At 59.7% G+C, this 231-nt stretch carries 1 protein-coding gene; it reads left to right on the top strand.

Annotated elements, in window-relative coordinates; genetic code table 11:
- Positions 1-231 (top strand): condensation domain-containing protein (locus AAEZ08_RS23545; RefSeq protein WP_500125260.1); only part of this gene is annotated, 231 nt, incomplete at both ends.

Here is a 231-nt window from a genome sequence, read left to right as displayed (position 1 = left end):
CTGGATCGACTGCCGGTGGAAGGCCAGGCCTTCGACGATATCTACCCGTTGTCGCCGATGCAGCAGGGCATGTTGTTCCACACCTTGTATGAGCCTCAGGCGCAGGCTTACATCAATCAACTACGCCTGGATATTCGAGGGTTAGATGTGCTGGCCTTCGGTCGCGCCTGGCAAGCGGCGATCGACCGCCATGACATCCTGCGTAGCAGCTTCCATTGGCTGGGCCTGGGC

The sequence above is a fragment of the Pseudomonas sp. E45-MNA-CIBAN-0222 genome (assembly GCF_040310405.1).
GTDB classification, from domain to species: Bacteria; Pseudomonadota; Gammaproteobacteria; order Pseudomonadales; family Pseudomonadaceae; genus Stutzerimonas; species Stutzerimonas stutzeri_AC.
Note: the sequence above shows the minus strand (reverse complement) of the source record. Positions and strands in the feature narration are given on the sequence as shown.